Origin of the sequence: Aeromonas sp. 602200 (genome assembly GCF_049173895.1) — a bacterium.
Taxonomy (GTDB): domain Bacteria; phylum Pseudomonadota; class Gammaproteobacteria; order Enterobacterales; family Aeromonadaceae; genus Aeromonas; species Aeromonas veronii_A.
In genome coordinates this window covers 26,002-49,961 of sequence record NZ_JAAKSL010000002.1, presented here as the reverse complement: position 1 = coordinate 49,961, position 23,960 = coordinate 26,002, and the positions used below count along the sequence as shown (strand labels likewise).

Sequence of the window (23,960 nt, the reverse complement as noted above, 5' to 3'; positions counted from 1 at the left end):
ATGGCGGGTATAACAGCAAGCGGCAGATATGCCTATCGGGAAACGGCTTTATATTGAAGGCCCGATAGTAAGTATTTCACCGTAATAACACCTGATTTCTCGAACGTCCGATTACGCTTCGCTAATCGAACCTACGGTCCTAAACATCTAATAAAACTGAATTCAAGAGGATATATGCACATTTCAAAGCTATCCCTAGTAAATTATAGGAATTTCAAGAATGCAAAGCTTTTATTTAATAATGGTATAAATACTATTATTGGCGAGAATGGTTCTGGCAAAACCAATTTATTCCGAGCGATGAGACTTCTACTTGATAATTCAATGCCTCGCTCGGCCACACAGCTTACCGAATTGGATTTTTGTAGGGCATTAGGAGACTGGCGTGGCCACTGGATCGTCATTAGCCTTGAGTTTAATGACATTGCAGGTGATGAAACTAGTCAATCACTATTTCTTCATGGTGTAGGAAACGCGGAAGATGATGTTGTTACTAGAGCAACGTACAATCTAATTTTCAGACCTAAAGCAAACATTCGCCAAGCACTGGCACTGCTTCCAACTGGGGATGTAGTAGCCATGAGAAATTATCTGGAAAGCATAACTATTGAGGACTATGAAACCATTCTCACAGGGAAAAGCACCGCTAATTTCAATGACCCCGCAGTATACAGAAACATAGTTGGTGATTTCGATAGAGTAGTTTTCCCTAGAGGATTGAATAACCCAGATATCGGTATACGCTTACCTAATATCCTCAATATGCCTAATGAAGTTTCGTTTACTTTTATTAAAGCTCTCAGGGATGTCGTTTCGGATTTTCATAGCAACCGAACCAACCCTTTGCTCACACTTTTAAAAAGTAAATCAGGTGACATCAGTCAAGCTGATTTCCAACCAATTGCTAATTTGATTGGGAGGTTAAATAATGAAATTGAAGGTCTATCAGACATTTGTAAAGTTCGTGATGATATAGTTACCACTATCAGTGATACTGTTGGAGATACATATTCACCTAACTCAATCTCTATTCGCTCTAGTTTAACTGATGAATCGGACAAGCTATTTCAGTCATTAAAGCTCTTTGTTGCAGAGTCGAATGATGGCTATGAAGGAACTATCCATGAAATGAGCTTAGGTGGTGCTAATTTATTATTTCTCACATTAAAGATACTGGAATTCAAATACCAGAAAGCCAATCAATCAATTGCAAATTTTTTGTTAATTGAAGAACCAGAAGCACATATCCACACTCATATTCAAAAGTCCCTATTCGACAATATTAGCTATGAAAACACCCAAATAATATATTCAACGCACTCATCACACATCTCAGAAGTGAGTAATATTAAGAACATGAATATTATTGGTTTTGTTGATGGCTTCTGTGAGGTATTTCAGCCATCAGTAGGGCTCAGTGAAGAGCGTGTGGGATTCGTTCAACGTTACCTTGATGCTATTCGCAGTAACTTACTGTTTGCTAAAAGTGTTGTTTTAGTCGAAGGAGATGCCGAAGAAATCCTGATTCCTATTCTACTTAAAAAAGTTTTAGGATTGAGCTTGGACGAAATTGGAATTACCCTAGTTAATATCAGAAGCACTGGTTTCGAAAATATTGCAATGTTATTTGATGATGAAAGGATAAAAAAGCGTTGCAGTATTATAACGGACCTAGACAAAGCCTTTTTTGATACTACAATCCTTCCACAAGATAGTGATGCAGATAAAAATAAAAAAGAAAAAGCCCTCGGTTCTCAAGAAACTGGGCTTGCTCGAAAAATAAGGCTTGATGCCTTCTGTCAAAATAACAATTGGATTTCAACTTTTTATGCAGATCATACGTTTGAAGTTGATTTCATAAAATCCTCTAACAGTTGTTACCTCAAGCTAATTGTCAAGGATGTCTACACTCAGCAAGCTACGATAAATACTTCTATTACTGAGCTATCTTCAACCGATATTGCAATTTCAGGTTCAAGAGCATTAACTATGGCAAACTATCAAGGTAAAGGTTGGTTTGCTCTCACACTAGGAAAAGTCATTGATTTTAAAACAATTATCCCTAACTACATTTTAGATGCTATCAAGTTTGCGCACGGTGACTTCAATGCAGGACTTATTTTAAAAATGATTAAGCACCGTTACGACTCAGTCATTGAACATGTCAAATTTGGCAGAAAAACCATCGACAGGCTTAATTTAGAGGGCAATGCAGGTCTAGTGCAACAATGGGAATCCTACTTGACTCCATATGAGAATGGATTGGCGATATTCACTCCAAAATTGGAAACATTTAGTCCAGTATATGGCGATATCAATGCACTCAAGACAGATCTAATAAACGATTTACCTTTTGAGAGAGATGGTATATTGACAAGGATCTAATTATGTTTGTGTGGGATAAAAGTGATCTAAATGATGAGCAAGTAGCGGCGATTAGCGAACCGAACAATGTTTTCTTAATTGCATGTCCTGGAAGTGGTAAAACGAGAACACTTACCTACAAAATTGCTTATGAGCTTTCGAGTTTAAATGACCCTAAAAAGTGGGTCGTCGCCATTACCTACACGCATAGAGCTGCTGATGAGATTCGCGATAGAATTGAAATTCTTGGTGTAGATACATCTCAGTTGTGGATAGGGACTATTCATGCTTTTTGTTTAGAATGGATATTGAAACCATATGGAATATACCATGAAAAGCTAAAGAATGGATTTAAAATAATTAACTCTTATGATTCTGAAGAAATAATATCGACGATATGCGCTAGCATTCGTACAGAACGAATTAATTATGGAGAGTGCAGTCATTACTACACGCCTCGTGGATTAACTTTAACTAGCGCAGGGGATAAGTATTTACTAGCAAGGCAGGTATTAGATAGGTATCACAACCATCTTGAAGAAAACAATAAAATTGACTTTGAACAAATTTTATATTTCACTCATGAAATTCTATCTAACAATTTATCTATTGCTAAGATACTAGCGAATTTGTTTTCATATATATTCATTGATGAATACCAAGACACCAAAGAAATACAGTATTCAATAGTTTCCAGCATTATAAAATCTAGACAAGGTCGGGTAAGAGCATTCATTGTTGGAGATCCAAATCAAGCTATTTATAGCTCGCTCGGAGGCTATGCAATAGCCCAACAAGAACTAGAGCAGTTAGCCGAAGTGCCATTTACCATCATGGCATTAAATAAAAATTATAGAAGTTCTAGAAAGATAATCGGCTATTATCGTAACTTTAATGTTTTCCCTAGTGAAATTATATCAGAAGGACAACTTCAGAATTATCCAAGCATTATTACTTATGACAGAATTACTCATAAGGATAGCCTCGTTGAAAAAATCAGCAGGCATATTGAACACAGCATTAATCATCTTGGTATTTTGGAGAGGGAGATTTGTATCATTGCACCTTGGTGGACGCACTTGGCGTCACTAACTCGTAGCTTGGTAAACAGATTACCTCAATATAATTTTGATGGCCCAGGTTTAGTACCCTTCTCAAGGGATATTGATAATTTTTGGTTCAAATTGACTCAAATCATCCTAACAGAACCATCACCAAATATGTATGTTAAGCGCCTTCGGTGGGCAGCGGATGTCTTATATGACCTAGAACTTGCGCAGGTCGATGTTCATTTACTAACACCAAAATGTTTACTGAAGATGATTAACTCTATTTTTATAGATGAAGATGACGGCCTAACTTATCTTCGCATTTTCTTTGAAAAACTTTTTAGTGAATTGGACATAGCCTTCACATTATATCCAATGTTAAAGGAACATCACGAATCGTTTTTCAATAGCTCACAGAATAGGATTGAACGACTAAATAGAGAAGATGAGTTTTTTGCAATAGACATTGCTGCATTTCGAAAAGCATTTAAACCCAGAACCGGAATCAAAGTGTCAACAATACATGGAGTAAAGGGCGGTGAATATGATGTTGTTATCTCCTTCGGCCTTCTTCAAGGTCTAGTACCTAATTTCAATGACCTTTCTGTAGAAAGTGCCAAAAAATTGATATATGTTATTGCCTCTAGAGCCAGAAAGAATCTACATCTTATTTCAGAAACGGGAAGAATGTTTGGTTATGGTCAAAATCAAAGAGCGCGACAACCAACAGAAATCCTACAGCAACTGAATTTTACATATGATCAAATTTGAATATGATACATATGGACCATGATATTTTCTCAACTTCCTTTCTCACAATAAAAAACCGCAGCCTCGGCTGCGGTTTTTTTTATTCCTGATTTCTATTTCCCCAACCCCTTGCACTGCTCTCCCCCTGCGGCGGGATAGGCGGTGAGCGTCTCATAGAGGGCGGCGCGCAGGCTGCCGGATTGGCAGAAATCACAGCTGCCGCCGGCGTCGATATCGGTGATGCGGGCGCCTTGCGGCCCGTCCAGTACCAGATAGGTGCTGACAAAACGGTAGGTGCCGCTGGGGGCGTCAAGCGGGGTGCCCGGCTCGCCAAAGGTGAAGCGCACCTTGACCTCGCTGCGATCCCGGCTGCCGGCGATGGCGCGCGAGGAGAGGATCTCCGAGCCCAGCAGGTTATCCCAGGCGTTGGGCAGGAAGGGGTTGCCCTCGACAAAGGGGGGCTTCTCGTCGGGGGCCTGGCGGGTGGCTATTTCGCGCGCCTTTGAGGCGGCATTGAGCAGGCAGAGCAGCTCGGGGGAGACGATAGTGGGCAGCGTGCCGCCAAGATCGCTCTGATAGAGGCCACTCGGTTTGACTTGGCGCTCCCAGTCGAGAAACTGGGCCACTTTAGCCTTGGCGCGGGCACTGGCGGCCGGATCGAGTTTGCCGCTGGTGGTGGTGCCCGCATGGGCCGGGGCGATCAGGGCCGCCGCAGAGAGGGCCAGTGCCAGCACGGGCCAGCTGGATATCTTCATGGTGCCATCTTCCTTATGTTCGCTTGCATGGGCCGCGCCTTGAACAAAGCGCCGGGCCCTGAAAAAAGAGCGCAGCCCAAGGGCTGCGCTCTGCGTCAGATCGTCAACCGGCGGCCCTTAGGCACGGCGCCAGCTGGTCTTGCCGGCGCTGTCTTCCAGCACGATACCCATCTCGGTGAGACGGTTGCGGGCGGCATCGGCAGCAGCCCAGTTCTTGTCGGCACGGGCCTGATTGCGCTCGGCGATCAGGCGCTCGATCTCGGCAACCTCTTCATCCGCTTCGTCACCCTTGAGGAAAGCCTCGGGGTCTTGCTGCAGGATGCCGAGCACGGCGCCCAGCTCGCGCAGACGGGCGCCCAGCGCGGCGGCAACGGCCATGTCTTCACCCTTCTGGCGGTTGATCTCGCGCACCAGATCGAACAGGGCGGAGTAGGCTTCCGGGGTGTTGAAGTCGTCGTCCATCGCCTCTTTGAAGCGAGCCACCTGCTCGTCGCCACCGGCAGCAGCGGCCACCGGCAGATCGCGCAGGGCGGTGTACATGCGCTCCAGCGCGGCGCGGGCTTGCTTGAGGTTATCTTCCGAGTAGTTGAGCTGGCTGCGGTAGTGGCCAGACATCAGGAAGTAACGGACGGTTTCGGCGTCGTAGTGAGCCAGCACGTCGCGGATGGTGAAGAAGTTGCCAAGGGATTTGGACATCTTCTCTTTATCCACCATCACCATGCCGCTGTGCATCCAGGTGTTGACGTAGTCGCCACCGTGGGCGCAGCAGGACTGGGCGATCTCGTTCTCATGGTGCGGGAACTGCAGATCGGAGCCGCCGCCGTGGATGTCGAAGTGGTTGCCAAGGTGCTTGGAGTTCATGGCGGAGCACTCGATGTGCCAGCCAGGACGGCCCGGGCCCCAGGGGCTTTCCCAGGTCGGCTCGCCCGGTTTGGACATCTTCCACAGCACGAAGTCGAGCGGGTTGCGCTTGGCATCCACCACGTCAACGCGGGCACCGGCTTGCAGCTGCTCCAGATCCTGCCCGGAGAGCTTGCCGTAGTCGGCATAGGATTCGACGATAAACATCACATCGCCGTTGTCCGCCACGTAGGCGTGCTCTTTTTCCAGCAGGGATTGCACCAGCTCGATGATCTCTTCGATGTGCTGGGTGGCGCGCGGTTCGATATCCGGGCGCACCATGCCGAGGGCGTCGAAGTCGGCGTGCATGTCGCCAATCAGCCGCTCGGTCAGCTCGTCGCAGGTCACTTGGGTCTCGGCGGCACGCTTGATGATCTTGTCATCCACGTCGGTGATGTTGCGCACGTAGGTGAGGTCGTAACCGGCGTAACGCAGGTAGCGAGCGACCACATCAAAGGCGACGAAGGTGCGGCCGTGGCCGATATGACAGTGATCGTAGATGGTGACACCACACACATACATGCCCACCTTGCCCGGGTGGATAGGTTTGAATTCTTCTTTTTGACGAGTGAGTGTGTTGTATATCTTCAGCATCTTCTAACCACTGCCTGTGAGTAAAATGGTTGGTCATGATACCCCGTTCAGGGGCAGAAAACGAGGCAGAAAACGTGGCCAATCCCGCCTGCCAGCACGGTTACGGCGCCAGAGAGACTATGCCGCCAGCCCCTGATGGGCTAGAATTGCCACCACTTTATGCCATACACCTGCGGGCACTTCGTCGTCCGCATCAAATGAAAGGACATATCATGGTCACTCTGCACACCAATCACGGCGACATCACCCTCACCCTGAATGCTGAAAAAGCCCCGGAAACCGTGGCCAACTTCCTGCAATACTGCCGTGACGGTCACTACGACAACACCATCTTCCACCGCGTTATCGACGGCTTCATGATCCAGGGCGGCGGCTATGCCCCGGGCTTTGAAGAGAAAGACACCCGCGCTCCCATCAAGAACGAAGCGGCCAACGGTCTGTCCAACAAGATCGGCACCATCGCCATGGCTCGCACCATGGAGCCGCACTCTGCCAGCGCCCAGTTCTTCATCAACGTGAACAACAACGACTTCCTCGACTTCAAATCCGCCACCACTCAGGGCTTCGGCTACTGCGTATTCGGTGAAGTGACCGCCGGCATGGACGTGGTCAACAAGATCAAGGGCGTCAAGACCGGCAACTACGGCCGTATCCACCAGGACGTTCCGACCGAAGACGTGGTGATCACCAAGGTGACCCTTGCTGACTGATCTCTGCCGACTCGGCACTGACAAAACTGCGGCCCCGGCCGCAGTTTTTCCATCTGCCTCCCCCACTGCCAGCCCAAACTGGCGCCGCCTCGACTATCTGGCCCACGGCAACCCGCGCCAGCGCTCGGCCCATGCCCTGCTCACCGCCGGTGTGTGGGATGAGCTGGCAGCGCAGTGCGCCGATCTGGCGCTGGTGAGCACGCTCACCATCGGCCTCGATCGGCCGGGCAGCGATCTCGATATTCTCTGCCAGCATGCTGATCCCGCCGAGTTTGCCGCGACGCTCGAAGCTCAAGGTTGGCTGGCGAGCCACAAGAGCGACAATATCTGGCTGCTGCAGCGCACCTTTTCCTGCCTCGACCAGCACTTTGCCGATAGTAGTGCCGATAACGGTTGTGATAACCGCACCACCAGCTGGCCGCTGGAGCTCTATGTCACCCCAGCTCCCATCGAGATGCAGAACGGCTGGCGCCACCTCACCTTGATGGCGGCCCTGCTAGAGCGTTTTGGTGATGCCTTCTACCGTGACGTGCTACGTCTGCGCCTTGAAGAGGGACTAAAAGGGGAGGCGGCCATGTGCCGGTTGCTTGGGCTGGCGGGAGATCCTTATGAAGCGCTGCTGACGCTGGAGGGACGCAATCTTGCCGAGCTGGCATGGCAGCCGCCATCCCGTGACGATATCCATACCTCAACTGGCGCGATGGCGCCCGCAGCGCACTATTCGTCCCCTGTTGTGTCTACTACCTCTGCCACCCCTGTTTGCCCTGTTTCGACCGAGAGCCCGACCCCCACATCATGAGCACCCTCTTTATCAGTGACATTCACCTCTCTGCCCAGCGGCCCGATATGACCGCGGCACTGGTGCGCTTTCTCGAGCACGACGCCCCCGGCGCCGATGCCCTCTATGTGCTGGGGGATCTCTTCGAATTCTGGGTTGGCGATGATGACCCCAATCCGCTCCATCAACAGATGGCCGATGCCTTCTTGGCCCTGAGCCAGCAGAACGTGCCCATCTACTTTATCCACGGCAACCGCGACTTTCTGCTGGGCCAGCAGTTTGCCAAGTGCGCGGGGATGACCCTGCTGGGTGACCCTTGCGTGATCGACCTCTATGGGGAGCGGGTAGTGCTGAGCCACGGCGATCTGCTCTGCACCCTGGATGAGGGGTATCAGAAGTTTCGTCGCATCACCCAGCTCAAGTGGCTGCGCTGGCTCTTTTTGCGGCTGCCGCTCGCCCGCCGTCAGGCCATCGCCTGCAAGATGCGCGGCCAAAGCCAGATGGAAAATGCCCACAAGAGCCAGATCATCATGGATGTAACGCCCGCGGCGGTGGACGAGATGCTGCGCCAGCAAGACTGCCGGATGATGATCCACGGCCACACCCACAGACCCGCCATCCACGACTTCATCCTCGATGGCCAGCCCGCGCGGCGCATCGTGCTGGGGGACTGGTTCGAGCAAGGCTCGGTGCTGGTCTGTCGCCCCGGCGAGCAGCAGCTGGAGATGCGGGCGCTGGCAACGATCGACCCCGCCGCTCATCCATCCGTCTGACATCCCCCCTGTGCGGGTTGCAGGTAAAACCTGCGGCCCGGCGCCCCCCTGTAAACCCGGTGAACCGACGTAGAACGGCGAGTTCGGGTATGCCTATGGGCTGTTCGGCCCATCTGTACCGGTTCTGCTGCGCCAGCAAGGGCAGCAATCGACCAAAAAGCATGCAAGGTGCTGAAAATAAAGATAATTAACCATTCAATCAGCGTTGAAATAAACGAAACCGCTCATTAGACTACCGACTCCTCCCACCCGTCGTAACACAAGGAACGTATCAAACAATGAAAAAGACGGTTCTCACCCCCTTACTGGCGCTGTTGATCACAGGCTGTGGCGGCGGTGATGGCGAACAGGAAGAGACCCCTATCCGCCCCCCTGTCACCCCCAATTATTTCGAGGCATCCAGCCAGAGCAGCGCGGGCGGACAGTTGAACCCCACCAGCCTGCGGTTGGCGGCGGGTGAACAGGGGCGCTTCTCGGTACAGGCTGACAGCGGTTACCTCCTGACCGAGATAAGCGGCTGTGATGGCACCCTGGACGGCCTCACCTATACCACTGGCCCCATGCGCAGCGATTGCCAGATCTCGGCCAGCTTCACGCAGGAGAGTGCAGCCGTCTATTTCAACGTCACCACCCAAGCTTCTCTGGGAGGCGCGGTCAGTCCCGACTACCTGCGCCTGAATGCGGGTGAACAGGGGCGTTTCACCGTGCAGCCCGAGAGTGGCTTCGTGTTGGCAAACATCACAGGGTGTGAAGGCACCCTGACGGGCAACACCTACACCACAGCACCCATGCGCGCCGATTGTCAGATCTCGGCCCGCTTTATCAGCGATGCCGCCAATGCGATTGCCCGGGAAGATCATACCCTTGCCAGCGAGCAATCCCTGAACGCCCATGCCCGTGCGACGATTGCCGACAGTGAGGCGCACCGCACCGAACTGGTTCGCAGCCTCTATCAGGGAATGGCACAGATCAGCTGGAACCCGAGCCACGACTCCATCACCTTTTCCAGCTTCCAGCCTGAGAGCACGGTGACCCTGCTCCCCTCCAACATCAATGGCAAAGGGGAGAGCGAGATCCGGGGGCTGGTGATGGTCTCCGAGCAAGCCGATTACCGTCAGGCTGCCATGGGGGCTAACCTGTTTTCCGTTGACCGCACCCCACAGAGCGAGGCGCTGCTCAAGGGGCTGATTGGCTGGCTGACCCGGGGCAAGGATAGCGATGGCCTGCGCATCCTCACCACCCAGATGCCTAGTCGCGCCGATAGCGTCTATTTTCCCCATAACGAAGGCATGCGGGACTGGCTCAAGGCGATCTATCCCGACAAGCACAGCATCAACCCGGCCAATACCTGCGATTATCAGGCGCTGAGCGACTGTATCGACACCATGGCGCCGGAGCTTATCGTGATCAGCGATATCGACCGCCAGGGGCTGGGGTATCAGGGGATCGCACAGGGGATTGCCAAGGCCAAAGCGGCCGGGATCCCGCTGCTGCTCTCCAACTATCGGCGCGATGCCAGCCCGCTGCTAAGCCCCCTCTATCTCGATATGGGGCTGGTCACCTGGGGCAACTACTGGTCAAAACTCAGAGCAAGTGATCTGGCAGTGACCTCCATCATGGCACCCGACCCCCAGCTGATGGCGGTCGATACCCTGCTTGGCAACCTTCAGGATCGCAACTTCACGACCCAGTGGCTCGATAGCTGCGGCGGCAACTTTATCAATTGCGGTGGCTCGGAGAGCTTCAACCAGCAGTTCAAGCAGGGGGCCGACTGGCTAAGAAATGGGGCCATCACCCTCGACAAGGCCGGGATCAGCCCCTTTGCCCGTGAGGGCGCGACACTGCTGCCCGCCACCCTGCTGCTGGCCGACAAATACCGTGCCGCCATCGACTACCCCATCGCCTGGGATGAGCATCAATCCTGGCAGCAGGCGATGTTTGCCGACTGGCTGGTGAGCTATGCCCGCACTCGTACCCCGGCCCAACCCGATCTGGGGGAGTACGTCACCGATCGCAGCAAGGTAGTGAAGGGACAAGCGGCTCACTATGCCTATCCCGCAACGCTCACCGACAGTCGGCGCATTGCGGTTCCCTACAGCGGGCAGTGGACCACCACCGGCTGGTATGCCCTGCCGGGACAAACCATCACCCTGAGACGCACCGATAACGCCGATGTGTCCGCTACCGTCCGACTCAACTACCACAGGCCCAACACCAATCGCGCCTATGAGCAGAAGATCTATCGAGCCCCGCTGGAGCTGACCACCGGACGACTGATCTTGGCCAAGGGGGGCCGCGTCACCTTCACCTCGCCCTATGGCGGCCCTATCTACCTCTATCTGGAAGGGGCGGCTGCATCGCTGGCCGTCCAGGTGAGCGCCACGGGCGTCACCCGTCATCCGGCCATCATGGATTTCAGTGATGAGCAGCAGATCCGCGAGTTCAACGAGCGGCTGGAACAAACCGAGCTGCCCCATATCGATCTGCGGGCCGATGGCGCAGAACAGCATCTGCGCCGGGATCGCTTCACCAAGGCGGTGGGTGGCGTCATCCCCGACACCAATGCCCTGCTCGACAGCATCGCCCGGGATCACATCAATGGTGTCTACACCCTGGCGGGCCTGAAAATTCAGGGCAAGGGGCTCGATGAGTCGCTGCCTGCGGATGTTAAAAACGCCTGCGTGGCACTGTTGGGGGAGGGGTGTCTCGATGAATCGCTCCATACCCGCACCATCATCCAGCATGCCAACTATGACCAGAATGCCCATTGCGGCAGCGGTTGCAGCGGCAACCCGTGGGACTCTTCCGGCAGCATCAGCCCGACCGGCTGGCTCGACAATCACGAACTGGGCCACAACCTGCAGACCAACCGGTTGAACGTGCAGTACGCTGCGGCAGGCGATGCCGACAACTGGAGTGGCTACGGCAGCCGGGCGGGGGAAAACTCCAACAACATCTTCCCTTATGTGGTGAAGTGGCGCGCCCATTATCTGAGAGATGGCAACACGGCGCCCATCAAGGATGGACACATGAATCACAAGGATCTCTTCTATGTGTTCATGTCTGATGCGGCGCAGGTAAGGGACAGGAGTGGCAACCGCCTCGTGCTCGGGGCCAACTGCAAGGTGCTCGATACCGGCGAGAGTCGCTACGAAGCCCCCTGGAAGAGCAATGCCTACGCCGTCCACAACGGCTATCGCATGGCGTTTTATATCCAGATGGTATTACGCGCCCACCGTATGCTCCTGACTGATGGCACCCGGCTGAACGATGGCTTCACTATCTTCACCCTGCTCTATCAGCATTCACGGATCTTCGGCGCGGCAGCCGACAGTGAAGCGCAGTGGAATGCCAACAAGGATAGGCTCGGCTTTAGCCTGTTCCCCTACTCGGGGCATGCGGTCTATGGCGGCAAACGGGTGCGCGACATACCGGGCAATGACTTTATGCTGGTTGCACTCAGTCGGCTCACCGGTTGGGACTGGCGCAATCATTTCGATCTGCTCGGCCTGCGTTACTCAAGCCTCGCGGTCGCTCAGGTGCAGGCCAACCAGCGTTATGGCAGCCTGCCGATGGGGATGTATGTGCTGGAGGATGACCTGCCCCCTGCCAACATGAGCGAAGGCGTCACATTCCTGCTGCTCTCTGAAAGCGACGGATCCACCCTCTGGCCCCGCAACAGCGGTTCGCCAAGCGCCTGCCCAACACCCTGAATCCGGTCATCACGATAACTACGACAAGCGCCCGGCTGGGCGCTTGTTGTTTATCCGGCCTTTGGCCCCATGGTGGATGCCGAGAAGGTTGGGGAGTCTGCGTGGAGAAGAACGAGCCGAAAATGTGTAAGCCTGTGTAAGGACTAAACACATCTCTGGCCCATCCACGCAGCAATGTTACAGCACCGTCATCTGACCGGCATAGAGGATGAAGTAGCGCAGCAGCAAGATCCCCACCAGGCTCAGGCTGCAGACCAGCACCAGGTGGGAGCGCTGGTGCTGGCGAGCTGGCGAGCTGAACAGCCCCAACAGTTGGGGAAGCAGGATGCCGATGCCAATCACGCCAAACCAGAAGACCTGCGACCAGAAGCCGCCGCCTATGGCCGCCCACATCGCTGCCTCCCGCTGGCCGCCACCGAAGTAGAGGCCGGTGAAGAAGCAGACCAGCAAGAAGATCTCGATAGCCACCATGGGACGCTCGAAGCGGTGCACAAAGCTCACCCCCTTGCTATGGCTGCTCTCCTTGAACAGAGTCACCGCCAGCAAGATGGTGGAGGCGACCCCTGAGCTGATACCGGATACCAGAAACAGCGCCGGCAGGATCGGGTTATTGAGCATGGGGTAGGTCTTGAGCGCCGAGAGCAGGAAGCCGGTATAGGCCCCCAGCAGTACGGCCAGCAACAACAACAGGGGAGTAAGCTGTCGCTCGATCTGTGCCATCTTGCCTATCAGGGTATCGATGAAGGCGAACCTGTCCGCCAGCAGGTGCCGCCGCAACCCCTCGATCTCGGCTCTGAAGACCACCGCCAGCCAGGCAAACAACACCGTCATATAGACCTGAAACAGCATGACCCCCATCGACATCACGGAATCGAACTGATAGTGGAACATCAGCTTCCAGAAGGTCCAGGGACGAGCCAGGTGGAAGATGAGGATCAGCAGCCCCAGTATCACGCTGAGCGGGGCCAGAATGGCGGTCGCCCTGATGATGCCGCTCTCGCTGCCGGCCCCGCGCTGGCGCAACAGCACCGAGAGGGTGACTGAACCGGCGGAGATCCCCAGCAGAAAGAGGTAGATGGCGATGGGACCATCCCAGACCAGTGAGTCGAAGTGAAATGCGTTATGCCACATGGTACATACCTCCCGTTTCGCTACTCACCATCTGCAGAGGGATACCGTCATGATGCGGGTTATGAGGACTCATGATTTTACCTCCCCTTTCGGTACCCGATACATCTTGGGCGAGGTGCCGAGGAACTGTTTGTAGCGATAGGTGGTTTCATGCACCAGCCGTCTGGCGATCGGGCTGTGAGGATCATCCAGATTGCCGAACACCAGCGCCTTGGTAGGGCAGGCTTCGACACAGGCGGGTTGCTTGCCGTTGGCCAGATTGGTTTTGCGGCAAAAGTCGCACTTGTCGGCAATGCGGGTGACCGGGTTGATAAAGCGTACCTGATAAGGGCAGGCCGCCAGACAGTAGCGGCAGCCGACACAGAGATCGGGGTTGATGTCGACGATGCCATCCTCGGCCCGGATATGGGATGCACCCGTCGGGCAGACATGCACACAGGGGGCGTTATCACAGTGCTGGCAGGACTTGCGGAAAAACCGGTACTCCTGATCCGGATATTCACCCACAGGGCCGGAGCGCAGGATCTGCAGGCGGGCTACCCCTTGTGGCACCTGATTGACTTCCCGGCAGGCATCCATGCAGGCGGTACAACCGATGCAGGCGGTCTCATCGTGGATCATGCCGTAGCGTACCCCCCCGATGGTCATGCTGTTGGCCAGGGCGCGGGGCGACCCCGTCATCAGGATCAAGGCGCTGGCACTCATCCCCACCATAAACTCGCGACGGGTCGTGCTCATGCGCCCTCCTTGGCCGCGGCTTGCTGCCTGGCCTCATGCTGCTTGCTGTGGCAGTCGACGCACAGCTTGATGCGGGCCTTCTCGGGGATGCCGACCATGGGCTCTTTGGCCGGGTGCAACTGATGGCAGCTGGTGCAGGTCACGCGAGTCGCATGCACGTCGTGAGCCCACAGCGCCTTGCGCAGATCGTCGGGCTCATGGCAGCTCATGCAGACGCCGTTTTGCTGGCTGAGCGGGAAGGCATCGTCGCCAAAGCGCATCACGTCGACAATGCCACCACGCTGTTTGCGGTGCTGGGCTGACGGGTTGCCGTGACAGTTGGTACAGGTCACCGCTTCATTGGTATTGGGGTTGGTGACGCTGGCATGCTTGCCATGCATCCCCTCGTTTCCGTCGTGGCACTTGTCACACTTGGCGAAACGGGCGGCCGCTTTTTTCTCGGCTGCGGCTTTCTTCGCGGCTTTGGCCTGGCGTGCGGCCAGTGCATCGGCGGCACTGCTATCGGCCACAGTGCTGACGGCAGCAGACGCTGGTTCGACGGCGGTCGCTGCGAGGGCAAACTCGCTTGCACCCAGACAGATCGTGGCAAGCAAGGCCCACTGCATTATTTTTTTCATACTGGACTCCGGATCAAAGAGGTTCAGCGGCGTTATCCACCCCCTGACAAGAAAAAGAGCGACAAATACCTCCCAAAATGCCAGAAACGGGCAAGAGTCCCCCACCCACGACAGAGTGGGGGCTTGATCAATGGATAAACCTGACCGCTTTGGTTATTGCTGGCTGGCGTAGTACTCGGCCAACGCCTGGAGATCGGCATCACTCATGGCAATGATGGCGTTATTCATCTTCTCGTCATTGCTGCGCTTGCCGGCCTTGAACTCTTGCAGGGCCATCAGTATGTAACCTTTTGGCTGACCGGAGAGGATGGAGGCTTCATCGTCGGCAACGGAGCCACCTTCGGAGTGACACTTCTTGCAACCTGACTCCTCATGCAGTTTTTGTCCTGCTTTGGCCAGTGCGGCATCGAACGGCTGCTTCATCGGCTGGTAGGGCAGTTCGGCATAGTAAGCTGCCAATTCGTCGATCTGATCGTCGCTAAGACCCTTAACAATGTCGGTCATGTTTCCCTGTTTGCTGGTGTCACCGGTGACATGATTAACGGTCTTAGCAGGGCGGCCATCTAGGTAGCTTCGCATCTGCTCCGCAAGATTAGATTCTGCTATTCCGGCGATTGTCGGAATATCTGTATGTGAGCTGATCCCCTGATTACCGTGACATGCGTTACATGTTTTGGCCATCTCGTCGACCCCGGCAAAGGCTGGCCCAATTGAACCAATCAACAGAGATAACCCCACCACTTCCCATTTCATGCTTCGCTTCATTTTGCACTCCCTTTGACATAAAAATCGAAAAAGACAGCTTATACCGTTTTTTTATTCGAAAAAGTGGGCTCAGTCCCGCTTTTGAGACTTCTGTCAACGTCGAGAGCCACATAAACCTTATAATTTGGGTGGAAATGGTTTTTGACCAAGGTGGGGCTCAAAAGGCTTCAATGTTGCATGTTTTTGGGACTTTTCTGAGACAGCTCATACATGAAATAAAAAATCCGATAAAAAAGGATAAACAAGATGAAATACTGGAAAGCGCTGGTGGCAGCTGCAATGGTGCTCACCCTCTCGGCCTGTGGTGGCGGGGGGGATGGCAGTGATAAGAGTGAGCCACCCACCCCTCCTCCAGGAACCCCTGGATCTCTGATTATCTCGGCGTCGACACCGGTTCTCACCCCGGATGGTCAGCTCTCGGTACAGTTCAACGTGACGGACAAACAGGGCTCGGGTTACGACCTGGGCGCTACGATCCCCTCATTCACCCTCAACAAGATGATCCCCGGCCGCGATGCCACACGTGAAGACCCGGCCATCTGGAAGAGTTTTATCTACCGTTCCGGCAAAGCCACCAGTGAAAACAGCGGCAAGCTGGAGTCACTGGGCAATGGGCAATATCGCTACACCTTTGCTATTAACCCCACCACAGTGCCGGATCCCTATCCTGCTGATTCACAGAGCAACAATGGCGTGATTAGTTGGGATGAAACGGCGACTCATCGTGTGGGTATCTTTTTTGGTGGCAGTAACAATGTCCCCGTCACCAACTATGTGCTGGACTGGGTGCCGGCTGGGACGCGCGCCGCTTTGACCCGGGATATCGTGGATCAGAGCAGTTGTAACAGTTGTCACATGAAGCAAGCGATCAAACACGCGGATCGCGCTGACCCCAAACTCTGTGTCACCTGTCACAACGAGAGCAATCCGGCCATTGCTACCCGCCGCTCTCTGACGACCATAGTGCACAAGTACCATGGCAATCTGGATAGTACGGATACCAAGACGGTCAGCCACTTCCCGCAAGACTCGCGCAACTGCGATACCTGTCACAAGGACGCCACGCCAGCCACCCTCAATGCCGGTAACTGGCAACATGCCCAGGAAAAAGCGTGTGGTGCCTGTCATGCCGATTCAACCAGCTCCACAGGTTTTGATGCTCACATCACTGGCAAGATAAACAGTGGCGCAGTCTGCACCCAGTGCCATGGCGCTGATCCGGCCAGCAGCAAGTCCCCCTACATGGTCCACCTGGGTTACATGGCCAACGAGGCGATTGGACGCGACAAGCTGCAGTTCACGTTCGATGACGTTCGCTATGCCGCTCCCAATATCGAGATCGAACTGACCGTCACCGTCGACGGTACGCCGGCCGAGAGCGTTAATGACGTGCTGAAATATGTCAAAGATGGCAATCCGGCCATTCTGGTCAATTGGGATCAGGGCCAGGGATTCGAGCTGGCCACCACCAATCCGCAGACCTTCGTCTCTGGCAACAAGATCGAGTTCAGCAAGTGTGTCAGCCAGGGCACAGGCCGCTTCCTGTGCAGCAAAGAGACGGGCAACGAGGTCAACGGCACCCTGGCTGCGACCATCGCTGACTTGAGAGTCTGTGTGGCGCGTAAAGCCGATCGCAACGGGGCGTTTGCCGCAGGGGATCTGCTGCCTTGCAGCAGTACTGCCAGCGCACTCTCCCTGATCGCCATCAATCCGGTCAGCGCCTACTTCCGTGCCGAAGGGGGCATCGACAGCAGCTATCTGCTCAAGGCCGGTGCGGATCTCGCTTCCTGCAACAGTTGTCACAAGGATCTGGCAGTCCACATGAGCAATCATGCGGCCAAGGATATGAGCCAGTGCACCAGTTGCCACAACGCGACCCGTACCTCGTTCTATGCGGGGGTGCCGGGGGACCTGAAATATCACGTCCACTCCTTCCACGCGCTGGGCGCCAAACATGGGGGAAGTGCTACCTTCCCGGGCGATATCAGCAACTGCGAGTCCTGTCATACCCAGGGGCAATACAACCTGCCCAACCAGCAGAACGCGCGCCCCTCTCTGGTCGCCACCACGGCTGACAACAAACAGCCCAAATACTTCAGCCCGGTGCTGGTGGTCTGCTCCAGCTGCCACCTCAAATCACCGCTGGGGTTGGTCAAGCCGGATAGCCCGGTGGCAGGGGATGAGTGGGCTACCCACATGAAGAATAACGGCGCCGTCTTTGGTGCAGAGACGATCGAAGCCGCAACCGGTGTTGAACAGTGTGCCTCTTGCCATGCCGTCGGGCAGGAGCAGGGTGTCGACAAGGTTCACAAGGTCTACGACTTCCGTTGATGAAATCCTGCGGTCAGGGGGTAACCCCTGGCCCTTCGCCGTTGAAGGAAACAAGATGAAAAAGACCATCACGCAGTGGTTATTGGCTGGCATGCTGGCCCTGAGCTGCCTGTCAGCCTGGGCCAAGATCGATGCCGCGCAACCCGCTGGCGATGCAGATCCGCGACTCCAGATTGAATCGGCTCTGGACAAGAAATTTGACCAGGGAAAATACTCCCCGAAGGGAGCTGATACCTGCCTCAAGTGCCACGATTCAGATTCACGCAAACCCGCGACCGGCATATTCCACAGTGTGCACGGCAATCTGGGCAACCAGAATGGCCCCATGGCCGACCGGCAGTGTGAAGCTTGTCATGGTCCGGCAGGCAACCACACGCGCAATCCTCGCAAAGGAGAGAAACGGGAGCCGATGATCACCTTTGGTCCCGATTCACCTGTGCCGGTCGAGAAGCAGAACAGTGTCTGTCTCTCCTGTCATACCGATACCAACCGGATGGGCTGGCATGCCAGTGTTCATGCGGTCGAGGATCTCTCCTGTACCAGCTGCCACACATTGCACCAGGCCAAGGATCCGGTGATGGACAGCAAGAAACAGGTCGAGACCTGCACCAGCTGCCATGCCGCAGAGAAATCGGATCTGCACAAGCGCACCAGTCATCCCATCCTGAATGGCGAAATGCCCTGCTCCAGTTGCCACAACCCGCACCAGTCACAAAATGAGGCCAGTCTGAAACAGCCGACCGTCAACGAGAGCTGCTACGAGTGCCATGCCGAGAAGCGGGGCCCCTTCCTGTGGGAGCACGAGCCGGTGACCGAGGATTGCTCCCTGTGCCACAGCCCCCACGGCTCCATCAATCAGGCGCTGCTCAACAAGCGCGTTCCCCAGCTGTGTCAGGAGTGTCACAGCGCCCCCCATGCCAACGTGTCCATCCCAGAGGGGGATCTCAAGGTACGTGGCGGCAGTTGCCTGAATTGTCATAACCAGATCCACGGGACCAACCATCCGAATGGGCAGTCCCTGCGACGTTGAGGAGAGATGTCATGAAACAATCAACACTTTGGCTCTCCTTGCTGACCATCTTCTCGGCCCATGCCGCCGAGGAGTCGCTGGCTGTCGAGGATTACTCTCTGCAATCGGCCAAGGAGGCCAAAACCGCACGCTGGCGCTGTGCATCCTGTGAAAGCGAGAGTGGCTGGTTTGGTGAGGTGGGGCTGGGCACAGGCTACATCAACGATGATGGCGCGACCCGTTTTCGCAACTGGGTGCCCGCCGTCAACGATACCGGCATGCTGGGGATCTTCAACGCTGACCTGCAGTATCGGGGGGAGGGATCCCGTTATGGGGCACTCGAGGCCAGGGATCTCGGAATGCGCCGTTTCAGCATGGCACTGGAGCAAGGGTACTATGATGGCGCGCGCGCCAAAATTGGCTACTCCGAAACCCCCTTCTACTGGAACAGCCATGGCAAGAGCGTCTATCGCCCTGACGATACACCGATGACGGCTGGCGCTCTGGCCGAATTTGACAAGGAGGTGGTCCGCAAGAAGCTGACCATGGGGCTTGCCTATACCCCCAAGAGCCCATGGCGCCCTTATGCCGATTTCTCTTATGAGAAAAAAGAGGCAACGCTGGCCACTTATCAGTCCAGCATCCCGGGGATAGGCAGCATGCCGGGCTTTGTACCCAAGCTGGTCGATGGCAGCAGTACCACCCTGGTCAAGAGTGGCATCAGCTACCTGGGTGAAGGCTGGCTGGTTGATCTGGCCTACAACGGCTCACTCTATCGCAACGAGGAGACCGCATTCTATTTCGGTTCGGCCAGCGACCCCTATGCCAATGAGCGGGCTTACGAACCCGACAACAGCTTCCATCAGGTCAGTTTGTCCGGCCAGTACAACTGGGACAGGCAGAGTCTGAGCGGTCGCATTCTCAGCAGCCGAACAACGTCGGATGGCAATCTAGCCGCCTTCCGGCAGGTGCCGATCACCCAGAGCGATTTCCACGGTGAGATCGATACCATCCAGACCAATGCCAAATGGGTGGGGCGTTTTGGCCGGGATTTGACTCTGCGGGCCGGGGGCGAATACCGGGATCGGCAGGACAACTCGGACAAGCAGGTTGTTATTGGCAAACAACGGCAGCCGGGGGATCGTTCTCACAGTAAAGCCAATCTGGAAGCGGATTACCGCCTGAGTCGATCGGTCAAGGTAACCGGGGGTTACCAGTATCGTGCCGATGAACGGGAGTACGCGGATCGTCGCAAGACGGATGAGCAGACATTGTTCCTCAAGAGTCGCTATCGCCCGGTGGGCGATCTGCAACTGGGGGGCAAACTCTCCTGGAGCACCCGGGATGGCTCTGAGTGGAAAAATAACAACCCCAATGTCAGCCCGACCTTGCGCCAGTTCTATCTGGCCAATCGTGACAGGTTCGAACTGCGCGGCGATCTGCAGTATGCCTTCAGCGAGCAGTTAAGCTCCTCGCTGGAAGGGTGGTGGGCACGGGCCAACTACCCGGAGCCCGACATCGGACTCAGTGAAGGGGAGGATTACGGTATCGATCTGACCCTTAACCAGCAGTTTGATGAGAACCTCAGTGGCCATCTCTTCAGCAACGTACAGTGGATCACCTCAAGCCAGAACCATGCCTACACAGGTGCCCCGGACTGGGATCCCTATTCGACCCGGGTTCGTGACCAAATCACTACTCTGGGAGTGGGTCTAAGCCAGAAGAAGGCGTTTGATTTGGCGCTGGAACTGGGGGTGGATTACAGCTTCTCCTATGGCCGTGGCCAGACAGATGCCAGCAAGGGTTATGACTACCCCGACCTGACCAGCAAGCAACACCGTCTGGAAGGCTATGCCCTCTATCAGCTCGACGAGAAGCAGTCACTGCGCTGGGATATGCGCTACGAGTTCTACCACGATGTGGACTACCTCTACACCGGTGAGGAGTACAGCATGGGTCATGTTAACCAGAACTATAACGGTTACTTCACCGCTATCTCCTGGCTCTACAAGTTCTAACGCCGCAAGTGCCACAAGGGGAGCCTGGCTCCCCTTTTTCATGCCCGGCACAGACACCCGAATGCGGATAGCAATTGATGCCTGGATGCCGCGAGGCATGTTGCTATCTAATTGATTTTCTATATTTCAGATCTTCCCAGCAGCTGGGTTGCGTGGCGGCACTGCGACGTTAGGCCGCTGATCTTGTGTGGCGCCGAACGGGCCGATCGGTTGATGGTGGGCGACAAGTGGCGGGTGTGAATGGCGCCGTCGTGGGGCTCGATATCGAACAGCTTATCGCCCTTCACAAGGTGGCTGCTGCTGTGCTGGTACGTGGCCAGGTGAGAGCAAACGGTAAAAAGCGAAGGGGCCCGCAGCGGACCCCTTGTTGTTGGCGCTTTTCGCTGCGCCGCTATTTGGCGGCGGGGGCAGGGAAGTATTTGCTGTGCAGCAGCGGGTATTCACTGCTCGCCAGCACCTGGGTCAAGCCGGTCTGGAACTCTTTGACCAGTTCGTCGCTTACCGGATGGCTGAAGGCGAAGCAGAACTGCTCCGAGCTAAGTACCCACTGCTCCTTGAAGCGGGCGGGGTCGAGTTTTTGCTCGACGATCAGCTGTTCCATGGTGGTTTTGTTGGTGGAGACCAGATCGATTCGACCTGAGGTGAGCATCTTCAGCGCTTGTGCCAGCCGATTGGCTGCCATCAGCTTTGTCTCGTCAAAGCCGTTGTTGAGTAGCAACTGTTCTCCCACATCAGCCCGTACCGCCCCGATATTGAATGCTTTGGCATCATCGAGCTTGGTGATGGTGATATTGCGCTCGGCCAACCCTACCAGCACGATTTCGGCGTAACCGATGGGACAGGCCCATTTGAACAGAGGATCCCGCGCCTGGGTGCGGGCGGTGGAGAAGAGTACCGCATTGGGCTTTTGGGTCAGCAGGTAGTAACCGCGCGCCCAAGGCATGATGGTGATGGGCTGCGCCGGGGTATTGGTCTTTTTCCATACCAGTTGCAGCAGTTCGACCGCGAGGCCGGTGGGGGCGCCACTGGCATCGGCGTAGTTGTAGGGTTTGTACTCTTCGGTAATGTAGTGAAGCTTTGCCAGCTCGGGGCTGGCGTTGGCAAAGGAGGTAACAAGCAGTGTGGCCAACCCGATCCATGGTTTCATTTCTCTATCCTGCTCAAGGGAATACCTATGCTCAATTGTGACCAAGCCGGATGATTTCGCCAAGGCGGGTTTGCAGTTTGGCAAAAAGTGCAGGAGGCCGCCGGCATGTTGTGCTGTGTTGCGAGGGTCAGAGAGACTGGCGCAGTGGCAGGTATTTGGCTTGCAGTTGCGAAAATTGAGGGGAGGCCCGGGCACGATCCAGAGCTTGTTGAAAGCGGCTTATATCCCTGTCTGGCACCTGACGGCTAAAGGCATAGCAGAGTGGCTTGCTGTCGAGCACAAAGGCCACATTGAAGTCATTCAGATCCATGTTGAGGTCCTTGAGGGTTTGATAGCCGACCAGCTTGTTGGTAGCAAAGAGATGGGTACGGCCCGAGGCGAGCATTTTTGCCGCCTGGCTGAGACGGTTTGCCTCGACAAGGTTGCTTTCATCCAGACCCCGCTCCTGCAACAGCTGACTCGATACGGTCGAGCGCACCACCGCAATCTTGTATTGTTTCATTTGTTCGGCAGAGACAAGGGTCAGCTTGTCAGCTGCGCGGCCAAGCAGCACAAAGTCCGAGTTGTCGATGGGGCAGGCCCACTTGAAAAGCGCTTCCCGTTCGGGTGTCCGTGCGGTGGCAAACAGCACCACATTGTGCTTGCTGCTTAGTTCTTTGTAGCCGCGGGCCCACGGCAGAATGCGTATTGGTTGGGGGGAAAGGTCACTATATTGCCAGATCATCTGCAGCAGTTCGACGGCAAGGCCGGTGGGCTGACCCTGTGCGTCACTGAAGTTAAAAGGCGGGGAGATTTCGGTGCAGTATTCGAGCTTGTCCAGATCTGCACGGGCAAAGCTGGCCCACAGAAGGAGTAGGATGTGGGAGAGATGCCATGTCCGCATGGAAGAGATCCTTCACTATATCGACGATGCCAAACAGTGTGACGGCTCGAGTTCGCAATAGCCAGCTCCTTGACGGGCAACCATAGTGCGACTGAGGGGGCCATTCCAGCTGCAGCCGAGAGTCAGCGCACCGGCAGGTATTTGGCCTGCAATTTGCGAAACTCCTCCGAGGCGAGGGCGCGGGTCAGGCCCTGCTGAAAGAGGGTGATCTCGCTGTCTGGTACTTGACGGCTGAAGGCGTAGCAGAGCTGCTCGGCGCTCAGCACCATGGCCACGTTGAAGTCGTCGCTGCTCAGCTTCAGTTCGCGAATGGCGTCATATCCCGCCAGCTTGCTGGTGGCGAGCAGGTCGGCGCGGCCGGAGAGCAGCATCTTCAACCCCTGCGACAGGCGGTTGGCCGGGATGATGTTGTTGTCATCCATGCCGTTGTTGAGCAGCAGCTGTTCGGCGGCATCCGAGCGCACCGCGCTGATCTTGTATTGGCTCATCTGATCGAAGGCGGTCAGGGTGATGTTCTGCGCTTTGCGGCCGAGCAGTATGTACTCCGAGTAGCCGATGGGGCAGACCCACTTGAAGAGATCCTCCCGCGCCTGGGTGCGGGCGGTGGAGAAGAGCACCACGTTGGGCTTCTGGGTTAGCAAGTAATAACCTCGCGCCCAGGGCAGGATACGCACCGGCTGGGGTGTCACGCCGCTGTGTTGCCAGATCATCTGCAGCAGATCGACCGCAAGGCCGGTGGGCTGGCCTTGCGGATCGCTGAAGTTGTAGGGGGGGTACTCTTCGGTGAGGTACTCGAGCTTGCCCAGATCAGCCCGGGCCGTCGAGGCCCAGCAGAGCAGCAACAGATGACAGATCAGCCATATCCTCATTGGGAACATCCTTAGCGATCAACCTTCCCTTGAGTGTGACCATGAACAGAGTAAATAGCCACTCAC

18 protein-coding genes are annotated in these 23,960 nt (G+C 55.2%); 9 read left to right on the top strand and 9 right to left on the bottom strand.

Annotated features, from left to right (window positions below):
• Window positions 1-174: 174 nt before the first annotated feature.
• Complete coding sequence (locus tag G5221_RS03330; RefSeq protein ID WP_421262835.1) at window positions 175-2,385, top strand: AAA family ATPase; 2,211 nt, start codon at window positions 175-177, stop codon at window positions 2,383-2,385.
• Window positions 2,386-2,387: 2 nt separating this feature from the next.
• The gene (locus tag G5221_RS03325; protein WP_421262834.1) at window positions 2,388-4,184 is read left to right on the top strand and encodes a UvrD-helicase domain-containing protein; all 1,797 of its coding nucleotides are present in this window, start codon (window positions 2,388-2,390) and stop codon (window positions 4,182-4,184) included.
• 92 nt (window positions 4,185-4,276) lie between these two features.
• Here the strand turns inward: G5221_RS03325 and G5221_RS03320 are convergent, their stop codons facing one another.
• On the bottom strand, window positions 4,277-4,918 hold the full coding sequence (locus G5221_RS03320) for a hypothetical protein (protein WP_421262833.1): 642 nt from the start codon (window positions 4,916-4,918) through the stop codon (window positions 4,277-4,279).
• 117 nt (window positions 4,919-5,035) lie between these two features.
• Window positions 5,036-6,412 carry a cysteine--tRNA ligase gene (gene cysS, locus G5221_RS03315; RefSeq protein WP_041208491.1) on the bottom strand — a complete coding sequence of 459 codons (1,377 nt, stop codon included), beginning with the start codon at window positions 6,410-6,412 and terminating at the stop codon, window positions 5,036-5,038.
• Window positions 6,413-6,624: 212 nt separating this feature from the next.
• On the opposite strand from cysS, the gene G5221_RS03310 reads away from it, so the two are divergent.
• The 4 genes from G5221_RS03310 to G5221_RS03295 all read left to right on the top strand — a co-directional run bounded on the left by G5221_RS03310 (window position 6,625) and on the right by G5221_RS03295 (window position 12,386).
• Complete coding sequence (locus tag G5221_RS03310; RefSeq protein ID WP_033115878.1) at window positions 6,625-7,122, top strand: peptidylprolyl isomerase; 498 nt, start codon at window positions 6,625-6,627, stop codon at window positions 7,120-7,122.
• The gene (locus tag G5221_RS03305; protein WP_421262832.1) at window positions 7,112-7,921 is read left to right on the top strand and encodes a DUF4269 domain-containing protein; all 810 of its coding nucleotides are present in this window, start codon (window positions 7,112-7,114) and stop codon (window positions 7,919-7,921) included. Before G5221_RS03310 ends, G5221_RS03305 begins: the two co-directional genes overlap by 11 nt.
• Window positions 7,918-8,673 carry a UDP-2,3-diacylglucosamine diphosphatase gene (gene lpxH, locus G5221_RS03300; protein WP_421262831.1) on the top strand — a complete coding sequence of 252 codons (756 nt, stop codon included), beginning with the start codon at window positions 7,918-7,920 and terminating at the stop codon, window positions 8,671-8,673. The genes G5221_RS03305 and lpxH overlap by 4 nt, the downstream gene beginning before the upstream one ends.
• A gap of 278 nt (window positions 8,674-8,951) precedes the next feature.
• A complete protein-coding gene (locus G5221_RS03295; RefSeq protein WP_421262830.1) occupies window positions 8,952-12,386 on the top strand; it encodes an ImpA family metalloprotease in 3,435 nt (1,144 codons plus the stop codon).
• Between the two features lie 177 nt (window positions 12,387-12,563).
• On the opposite strand, the gene nrfD is transcribed toward G5221_RS03295, so the two are convergent.
• The 4 genes from nrfD to pdsA form a co-directional block, all read right to left on the bottom strand.
• Complete coding sequence (nrfD, locus tag G5221_RS03290) at window positions 12,564-13,517, bottom strand: cytochrome c nitrite reductase subunit NrfD (protein ID WP_421262829.1); 954 nt, start codon at window positions 13,515-13,517, stop codon at window positions 12,564-12,566.
• Between the two features lie 69 nt (window positions 13,518-13,586).
• Entirely contained in the window at window positions 13,587-14,255 is a 669-nt protein-coding gene (gene netC / locus G5221_RS03285; protein WP_216953315.1) for an Nrf-like electron transfer protein NetC, read from the bottom strand.
• A complete protein-coding gene (gene nrfB, locus G5221_RS03280; RefSeq protein WP_005346804.1) occupies window positions 14,252-14,872 on the bottom strand; it encodes a cytochrome c nitrite reductase pentaheme subunit in 621 nt (206 codons plus the stop codon). The genes netC and nrfB overlap by 4 nt, the downstream gene beginning before the upstream one ends.
• 153 nt (window positions 14,873-15,025) lie before the next feature.
• Window positions 15,026-15,625 (bottom strand): periplasmic diheme shuttle PdsA, encoded by a 600-nt coding sequence (pdsA, locus tag G5221_RS03275; protein WP_421262938.1) that lies wholly within the window; start codon window positions 15,623-15,625, stop codon window positions 15,026-15,028.
• Window positions 15,626-15,883: 258 nt separating this feature from the next.
• Here pdsA and G5221_RS03270 point away from each other — a divergent pair, with 258 nt between their 5' ends.
• Genes G5221_RS03270 through G5221_RS03260 form a run of 3 tightly spaced genes read left to right on the top strand, consistent with a single transcriptional unit; the run spans window position 15,884 to window position 20,995 of the window.
• The gene (locus G5221_RS03270) at window positions 15,884-17,968 is read left to right on the top strand and encodes an OmcA/MtrC family decaheme c-type cytochrome (RefSeq protein WP_421262828.1); all 2,085 of its coding nucleotides are present in this window, start codon (window positions 15,884-15,886) and stop codon (window positions 17,966-17,968) included.
• A 55-nt stretch (window positions 17,969-18,023) separates the two neighbouring features.
• A complete protein-coding gene (locus G5221_RS03265) occupies window positions 18,024-18,998 on the top strand; it encodes a DmsE family decaheme c-type cytochrome (protein ID WP_421251570.1) in 975 nt (324 codons plus the stop codon).
• An 11-nt stretch (window positions 18,999-19,009) separates the two neighbouring features.
• Entirely contained in the window at window positions 19,010-20,995 is a 1,986-nt protein-coding gene (locus tag G5221_RS03260) for an MtrB/PioB family decaheme-associated outer membrane protein (RefSeq protein ID WP_421262827.1), read from the top strand.
• 391 nt (window positions 20,996-21,386) lie between these two features.
• On the opposite strand, the gene G5221_RS03255 is transcribed toward G5221_RS03260, so the two are convergent.
• From G5221_RS03255 to G5221_RS03245, 3 genes are all read right to left on the bottom strand, one after another.
• On the bottom strand, window positions 21,387-22,142 hold the full coding sequence (locus G5221_RS03255) for a substrate-binding periplasmic protein (protein WP_216953321.1): 756 nt from the start codon (window positions 22,140-22,142) through the stop codon (window positions 21,387-21,389).
• Between the two features lie 127 nt (window positions 22,143-22,269).
• Window positions 22,270-23,025 carry a substrate-binding periplasmic protein gene (locus tag G5221_RS03250; protein WP_421262826.1) on the bottom strand — a complete coding sequence of 252 codons (756 nt, stop codon included), beginning with the start codon at window positions 23,023-23,025 and terminating at the stop codon, window positions 22,270-22,272.
• A gap of 122 nt (window positions 23,026-23,147) precedes the next feature.
• Complete coding sequence (locus G5221_RS03245) at window positions 23,148-23,894, bottom strand: substrate-binding periplasmic protein (protein ID WP_005359739.1); 747 nt, start codon at window positions 23,892-23,894, stop codon at window positions 23,148-23,150.
• Window positions 23,895-23,960: the final 66 nt, after the last annotated feature.

Coding starts and splice junctions, on each gene's coding strand:
- G5221_RS03330 (WP_421262835.1), top strand. CDS start 175: ATGCACATTTCAAAGCTATCCCTAGTAAATTATAGGAATTTCAAGAAT.
- G5221_RS03325 (WP_421262834.1), top strand. CDS start 2,388: ATGTTTGTGTGGGATAAAAGTGATCTAAATGATGAGCAAGTAGCGGCG.
- G5221_RS03320 (WP_421262833.1), bottom strand. CDS start 4,918: ATGAAGATATCCAGCTGGCCCGTGCTGGCACTGGCCCTCTCTGCGGCG.
- cysS (WP_041208491.1), bottom strand. CDS start 6,412: ATGCTGAAGATATACAACACACTCACTCGTCAAAAAGAAGAATTCAAA.
- G5221_RS03310 (WP_033115878.1), top strand. CDS start 6,625: ATGGTCACTCTGCACACCAATCACGGCGACATCACCCTCACCCTGAAT.
- lpxH (WP_421262831.1), top strand. CDS start 7,918: ATGAGCACCCTCTTTATCAGTGACATTCACCTCTCTGCCCAGCGGCCC.
- G5221_RS03295 (WP_421262830.1), top strand. CDS start 8,952: ATGAAAAAGACGGTTCTCACCCCCTTACTGGCGCTGTTGATCACAGGC.
- nrfD (WP_421262829.1), bottom strand. CDS start 13,517: ATGTGGCATAACGCATTTCACTTCGACTCACTGGTCTGGGATGGTCCC.
- netC (WP_216953315.1), bottom strand. CDS start 14,255: ATGAGCACGACCCGTCGCGAGTTTATGGTGGGGATGAGTGCCAGCGCC.
- nrfB (WP_005346804.1), bottom strand. CDS start 14,872: ATGAAAAAAATAATGCAGTGGGCCTTGCTTGCCACGATCTGTCTGGGT.
- pdsA (WP_421262938.1), bottom strand. CDS start 15,625: ATGAAATGGGAAGTGGTGGGGTTATCTCTGTTGATTGGTTCAATTGGG.
- G5221_RS03270 (WP_421262828.1), top strand. CDS start 15,884: ATGAAATACTGGAAAGCGCTGGTGGCAGCTGCAATGGTGCTCACCCTC.
- G5221_RS03265 (WP_421251570.1), top strand. CDS start 18,024: ATGAAAAAGACCATCACGCAGTGGTTATTGGCTGGCATGCTGGCCCTG.
- G5221_RS03260 (WP_421262827.1), top strand. CDS start 19,010: ATGAAACAATCAACACTTTGGCTCTCCTTGCTGACCATCTTCTCGGCC.
- G5221_RS03255 (WP_216953321.1), bottom strand. CDS start 22,142: ATGAAACCATGGATCGGGTTGGCCACACTGCTTGTTACCTCCTTTGCC.
- G5221_RS03250 (WP_421262826.1), bottom strand. CDS start 23,025: ATGCGGACATGGCATCTCTCCCACATCCTACTCCTTCTGTGGGCCAGC.
- G5221_RS03245 (WP_005359739.1), bottom strand. CDS start 23,894: ATGAGGATATGGCTGATCTGTCATCTGTTGCTGCTCTGCTGGGCCTCG.